Source organism: Sphingomonas segetis, from assembly GCF_009720245.1.
Taxonomy (GTDB): Bacteria; Pseudomonadota; Alphaproteobacteria; order Sphingomonadales; family Sphingomonadaceae; genus Sphingomicrobium; species Sphingomicrobium segetis.
In genome coordinates, this window is record NZ_WJSQ01000145.1 from 1 (window position 1) to 6812 (window position 6812).

6 protein-coding genes are annotated in these 6812 nt (G+C 65.3%); 5 read left to right on the forward strand and 1 reads right to left on the reverse strand.

The window, feature by feature from the left end:
* The 5 genes from GH737_RS12015 to GH737_RS12035 form a co-directional block, all read left to right on the forward strand.
* A partial coding sequence (locus GH737_RS12015) for a hybrid sensor histidine kinase/response regulator (RefSeq protein WP_155265049.1) occupies window positions 1–2076 on the forward strand: 2076 nt, incomplete at its 5' end.
* A 41-nt stretch (window positions 2077–2117) separates the two neighbouring features.
* Entirely contained in the window at window positions 2118–2474 is a 357-nt protein-coding gene (locus tag GH737_RS12020) for a response regulator (RefSeq protein WP_155265050.1), read from the forward strand.
* 16 nt (window positions 2475–2490) lie between these two features.
* Window positions 2491–3273: an alpha/beta hydrolase gene (locus tag GH737_RS12025; protein ID WP_155265051.1), complete on the forward strand. Its 783-nt coding sequence runs from the start codon at window positions 2491–2493 to the stop codon at window positions 3271–3273.
* Between the two features lie 166 nt (window positions 3274–3439).
* Window positions 3440–4705: an ATP-dependent Clp protease ATP-binding subunit ClpX gene (gene clpX / locus GH737_RS12030; RefSeq protein ID WP_155265052.1), complete on the forward strand. Its 1266-nt coding sequence runs from the start codon at window positions 3440–3442 to the stop codon at window positions 4703–4705.
* Window positions 4671–5441, forward strand: a complete 771-nt coding sequence (locus GH737_RS12035; RefSeq protein ID WP_155265053.1) for a class I SAM-dependent methyltransferase — start codon at window positions 4671–4673, stop codon at window positions 5439–5441. Before clpX ends, GH737_RS12035 begins: the two co-directional genes overlap by 35 nt.
* A 13-nt stretch (window positions 5442–5454) precedes the next feature.
* Here GH737_RS12035 and GH737_RS12040 read toward each other — a convergent pair.
* Window positions 5455–6812 (reverse strand): L,D-transpeptidase family protein (locus tag GH737_RS12040; RefSeq protein WP_155265054.1); only part of this gene is annotated, 1358 nt, incomplete at its 5' end.

A 6812-nucleotide genomic window follows, 5' to 3' on the forward strand; every position in this document is an offset into this window, starting at 1 on the left:
CTGGTCAACGGCGCCTATCGCGAGCGCTTCGGAGGCGCCCACCCGCCGCTCGAGGTCGCTGCCGGCGAGGATGCGCGGCACGGTCTCGAGCTGGCGCTGACCATGGCCTGGCGCGATGGCGCCGGCTGCGTCACGGCGATCGAAACGACTGCAGGCCCGACGCCGGTTGAGGTCGAGCGCGTCGGTACGCAGAACGACCTGCTGCTGTGGCGCTTCGTGCGGGCCACTGCGCCCGATCCGGTCACAACCGCGGCGAGCAGGCTGAGCGGGAGGGCCGGGGATTTGCTCGGGAGGGCGGGCGTGCTTGCCGCCTTCGTCGACCCTCAGGGAAAAGTGATCGGCCGCAACCGTCTGTTCGAGGAGCGGGCGCTCGGCGGACATGCGCCGGATGAAGCGCCGCGTCTCACCGATCTCGTCTTCGAAACGGAGGATGGCGCGCACTTCCAGCTCACGGCCGAAGGCGACACCGGACGTCAACTTCGCGCGGTGCTCGTTCCGCTCGATCCGCCCGGGCCGGGCGATTACGGCAACTTCTACCTGTTCGACAGCCCCGACACGCTGCCGATGTCGAGCTCGTCGCATCTCCAGGCTCTGCTCGACATGCTTCCGATCGGCCTTGCCCTGGTCGACGGCGATGGGCGGTTCCTGACGATGAACGAGGCTTTCTGCCACGCCGCCGGAATCAAGGAATCGAAAATGCCGGTCTATCCCGGCGATCTGGTGGTGAAGGAAGACAAGGCCGCGGTCGCCGATGCGGTCCGGCGCAATGCGCGTGGTCCCGCCATGTCGGGCGACATCGCGGTGCGGCTCGCGGGTCAACCCGCGGAGCCCGTCGCGCTGACCATCGCCGGCCTTCGCGGACTCGGCGACGCTGCCGTGCTGCTACTTCTCAAGGACAATAGCGAGGAAGCGAAGCTCAAGCGCCAGGTCGCCCAGGCAACCAAGATGCAGGTGGTCGGCCAGCTGGCCGGCGGCGTCGCACACGACTTCAACAACATTCTTACGGCGATCATCGGCCATTGCGACCTGATGCTGATGCGGCACACGCCGGGCGACATCGATTATGATGACATCCAGCAGATCAAGTCGAACTCGAACCGCGCAGCGGGGTTGACCCGCCAGCTCCTGGCCTTCTCGCGGCAGCAGACCCTCCGTCCGCAGGTGTTGCAGCTGCCCGACGTCGTCTCCGAAGTCTCGCACCTGCTCAAGCGGCTGCTCGGCGAAACCGTCGAACTGGTCGTCAAGCACGGCCGAAACCTTGGTCCGATCCGGGCCGATCCAGGCCAGCTCGAGCAGGTCATCATCAACCTGGCGGTCAATGCCCGCGATGCGATGGCGCCCAAGGGCGGAGGCGTGCTCACAATCCAGACCTATTCGGTGAAGGCCGACCAGGTCGCTGAGCTCGGCTCCGACATCCTTCCGATCGCCGACTATAGCGCGCTTTCAGTCACCGACACTGGCACGGGTATCGCGCCGAGCGTGCTCGGCAAGATTTTCGAGCCCTTCTTCACCACCAAGGAGGTGGGAAAGGGCACCGGCCTCGGCCTTTCGACCGTCTACGGTATCGTCAAGCAGTCCGGCGGCTTCATCTTCGCCGATTCGACGATGGGCGAGGGGACCCGTTTCGTGATCTACCTGCCGGTCCATCGGCAGGAGGCGCGAGCGGCCCGCGGCCCGAGCCCCGCCAAGGCGAAGCAGGACGAGCTGTGGGGCAGCGGCACGGTGCTTCTGGTCGAAGACGAGCCCATGGTGCGAAGCGTCGCGGAGCGGGCGCTGACCCGCCACGGCTACACGGTTGTGACTGCCGACAATGGCGAGGACGCGCTCGAAATCGTCAACCGCGGGGAGCCGATCGCGCTGCTGATCAGCGACGTCGTGATGCCCGGAATGGATGGGCCGACGATGGTCCGCGAAGCGCGCAAGAGCCGGCCGGAGCTCAAGATCCTGTTCATGTCGGGCTATGCCGAAGAGCAGCTGAGGAAGTCGATCGACATCGAGAATGTGAATTTCCTGCCGAAGCCGTTCTCGGTGACCGACCTGGCGGCCGCGGCGCGTCGGGCAATCGGAAGCAAATAGCGCTTTGCGCTTTTGCGCGCGCACCTTATGCCCGTCATTACATGGCTGACGCGCGCTCCATACTGATCGTCGAGGATGAGCCTCTGATTGCGATGATGCTCGAGGATTTCCTCGATTCGCTCGGGCACAAGGTGCGCGGGACGTGCGAGACGGTCGAATGTGCGCTCGAGGAGGTCGAGAAGGGCGGATTCGATCTCGCGATCCTCGACGTCAACCTCAAGGGCGAGAATGTGTGGCCCGTCGCGACCCGCCTGCGCGAGAAGAAAGTTCCGTTCGTCATCGCCACCGGCGGCCACGTCGACCCGCCGCCACCGGAGTTCAACGACGCACCCGTGATCGAGAAGCCTTATACCGTCGACCGCGTCACGCCGGCGATCGAGGCGGCCTTCGCCGGCTAGACGCATCGTCGCGGCTTTGATCGCCGCTGCCGCAGCGCTCGCCCTCGTCTCCGCCATGTTCGAATTCCAGTCGCACTTGATTTTTCCGACCCATGCCGTTCCGCGGGCTGGTCCGTTTCCGCCGCGGGCGCAGCGGCTGTCGCTGAAGACTAAAGAGGGGCAGGAACTCGTCGGTATCCACATCCCGGCGGACGAAGGGTCAGCCGAGCGCACCCTGATCCTGGGGTTTGGCGGCAATGCCTGGAACGCACAGGATGTCGCGGAATACCTCCACCAGCTGTTCCCGGACGAGGAGGTCGTCGTATTCCATTACCGCGGCTATTCGCCCTCGCAGGGCTCGCCGTCGGCGGAAGCACTGATCGCCGACGCGCCGCTCGTCTACGACAACGCGGTCGAGGAGGTGAGGCCGGGCCGCGTCGTCGCTGTCGGTTTCAGCATCGGCAGCGGCATCGCCGCGGCGCTTGCCGCGACCCGAAAGCTCGACGGACTGATCCTCGTCACGCCGTTCGATTCGCTCAAGGCGGTGGCGCAATCGATGTACCCGTGGCTGCCGATCGGCCCATTCTTCGAGCATGAGATCGACGCCGCCTCGGCGCTCGAAAAGGCGCAGGTTCCGGTCGCTATCATTGCGGCCCAACGCGACGAGATCATCCCGGGCGAGCGCACCGAAGCGCTCAGGAAGCGCGTCCCGGAGCTGACGTTCGACCGCACGATCGCCGGAGCCGGGCACAACGACATTTATGCAAGATCCGAATTCCACGAGGCCGCCCGCGAGGCGCTCGACCGTCTCAAACTGTGACAGTGCGCCCCTTGCTAGGTGCAGGCAGTCCATCCATATTGCTGAAATCAAAGGAGCAATCGCGGAGCGGGATACGTTAACCGACCTGCATGGTTGATTGTGCCATAAAGCGGGCTAGCATGCCCATCAGAGGACGGTCGTTCGCGGCCGAAGCGCAGGGACGGGAATGACCAAGCTTTCAGGCGGCGACAGCAAAAGCACCCTCTACTGCTCGTTCTGCGGCAAGTCGCAGCACGAGGTGCGCAAGCTGATCGCCGGGCCGACCGTGTTCATCTGCGATGAATGCGTCGAGCTGTGCAACGACATCATCCGCGAGGAATCCAAGTCGGCGCTGGTCAAGACCCGCGACGGCGTTCCTACCCCTTCCGAAATCTGCAAGGTGCTCGACGATTATGTGATCGGCCAGGACCGCGCCAAGCGCGTGCTCTCCGTCGCCGTTCACAACCACTACAAGCGCCTGTCGCACAGCTCGAAGGCGGGCAGCGACGTCGAGCTGGCCAAGTCGAACATCCTGCTGATCGGCCCGACCGGCTGCGGCAAGACCCTGCTCGCGCAGACGCTCGCGCGGATCCTCGACGTGCCCTTCACCATGGCCGACGCGACGACGCTGACCGAGGCCGGCTATGTCGGCGAAGACGTCGAGAACATCATTTTGAAGCTGCTCCAGGCCTCCGACTACAATGTCGAGAAGGCCCAGCGCGGCATCGTCTACATCGACGAGATCGACAAGATCAGCCGCAAGTCGGACAATCCGTCGATCACCCGCGACGTGTCGGGCGAGGGAGTCCAGCAGGCGCTGCTCAAGCTGATGGAAGGCACGACCGCGAGCGTTCCGCCACAAGGTGGCCGCAAGCATCCGCAGCAGGAGTTCCTGCAGGTCGACACGACCAACATCCTGTTCATCTGCGGCGGCGCCTTCGCAGGCCTGGAAAAGATCATTTCCGACCGCATGCAGGGCAAGTCGATGGGCTTCGGCGCGCACGTCGTCGCGCCCGACGAGCGCAAGACCGGCGAGATCCTTCAGCATTGCGAGCCGGAAGACCTGCTCAAATTCGGCCTCATTCCCGAGTTCGTCGGCCGCCTGCCGGTGATCGCGACCCTGCTCGACCTCGACGAGACCGCGCTGGTCAAAATCCTGGTCGAACCGAAAAACGCGCTGGTTAAGCAATACGCCAAGCTGTTCGACATGGAAGACGTGCAGCTCGAGTTCACCGACGACGCGCTTCACTCGATTGCCGTAAAGGCGATCGAGCGAAAGACCGGCGCGCGGGGCCTGCGCTCGATCCTCGAGAGCATCCTGCTTGACACGATGTTCGACCTGCCGTCGATGGACGGTGTCGACGAGGTGCACATCGACAAGGAAGTGGTCCTCGGCACCAAGGAGCCGGTGCGGGTCTATGCTTCCCAAGACAAGGCCGACGACGCGGCCTGAACCGGCGGGGTCTTTCCCCGACCTCTTCTCCGGCCATGCTGCCCTCTACGCGCGCTCGCGCCCGGCCTATCCGGACAGCCTGATGGCGGAAATCGCGGCGCTCGCTCCCGGCACCGAGCTGGCGTGGGATGCGGGCACCGGGAACGGGCAGGCGGCGCGGCTCCTCGCCGATCATTTCCAGCGCGTCCACGCGACGGACGCCAGCGCGGCCCAGATCGACGAGGCCGAGCCGCACCCACGCATCGACTTCGCCGCCGAGTCCGCCGAGCGCTGCTCGTTACCCGGCGCGAGCTGCGACCTCGTTCTTGCCGCGCAGGCCCTGCACTGGTTCGACCGCGACGCCTTCTACGCAGAGGCGCGTCGGATCCTTCGCTCCGGCGGGCTGCTGGCCGCAATCGGCTATGGTTGGTTTTTCGTCGACCCGCTCATCGACGAGATCGTCGGCCGCACCCTGCTGAAGCCGCTCGAGCCCATGTGGGCGTCCGGGAATTGGCTGCTGATCGACGGCTATCGCACGATTGATTTTCCCGGCGACGAAGTGCGGCTCACTCCTTGCGCGGTGCACCTTGCATGGAGCCGGGAGCAGCTGGAGGCCTATGTCGGAAGCTGGTCCGCGGTGCAGCGGTGGGAGCCAGGCCATCTCGCCGCAGCTTTCGCCGAGCTCGCCGCAGCTTGGCCCGACGGCCAGCCCCGGCACGTCTTCATGCCCGTGATCGCGCGCGCTGCCAGGCTCTAGCCGGGGCTAACGCCTACTGCCCGTGCACCGCGGCGAGGAGTTGCTCGCCGTAGCGGTCCAGCAGGTGCGCGTCGCGGCCGTAATGATCCTCGAGGAACTGCACGCCATCGGCGGTCGGCTGGACCGTCAGGTAGGTCATGTAGACCGGGACCGGCTGCGGCAGGTCGACTTCCTTTTCGACCTTGGGGTCGTCGCCCCTGGGCACGCTGCCGTCGAACAGGAACTTCGCGAGCCGCTTGTAATCCTCCACCCGGACGCAACCGTTGCTGATCCACAGCTCGTTCTTCGTGAAATGCTCTTTTTCCGGCGAATCATGGAGATAGATGCCGAAGTAGTTGGGAAGCATGAACTTCATCATGCCCATCGAGTTGGCCGGGCTTGGCAGACGGCGGAGGCGCACTTCCTCGCGCCCGTCGACGACCGCCTGCCAGTCCACAGTTTCCGGGTCGATCAGCTTTGCGTCCTCGGAATAGTCGGTCATCACCTGATACTCGCGATCGGTGAGATAGCTGATCCCCTGCTTCACGATGCGCGGGCCGATCAGATTCCTGACCAGCTCTGGCGGGACGTTCCAATAGGGATTGACGCTGGCATAACGGATGTAGGCTGCCATCATCGGCGTCGCCGTCTCGGCCTTGCCGACGATGATCTTCATCTCGTCGACCTTGCGGCCGTTCTCCCACATCGACAGCCGCGCGTCGCCGGAATCGACGATCACGTACTTCCGCTGTTCCTCGGGCGCGGGGAGTCGCTTCGCGCGCTCCATGTTGATGATGATAAGCTTCTCGTAATAATCGGAGCCGCGGTTGAGCGCGCCAATCGTCCCGGCGCCGGCGATTCCGTCGTCGGTCAGGCCGTGGACAGCCTGGAATGCCTTGACCCGGGCCGCGAGCGCAGAATCATAGCTGTTGCCTTCGCCGAGCCCGAGGCGGGTGCGGAGCATGGCGACGCGCTCGCCGGTCGAGCCGGCCTTCAGCGTGGGGCCTTCCGGAACTGCAATCTGCGGCAGGCTTCCCCAGTCCTGCTCGTACTTGACGAGCCCGCGGCGAAGGTCGGTGTAGATCGGGTTGACCGAGGTGAAGAGGTCGACCGGCGCGGTGCTCCACGCGGCACTGGTCATGCCCGCGAGGAAGCCGCGGTCGTGCACCGCGCGCGGCACGAGCGCCTCGTCGATGTAAATCATGTCGACGCCCTGCTCGATCGCCGGTGGGAGGTCGATCGGCTCGAGCGCAGTGCCCTTGTTGGACTGGGCAATCGGCGATTGCCACGGCTGCCCCGACGGAACTTGCGGCGCCTGCTGAACCATCCAGGGCTCCGCGACGGCGGCGCGCGGCGGTGCTGCCATGGGCGGGCGCGGCGGCGGCGGCATCG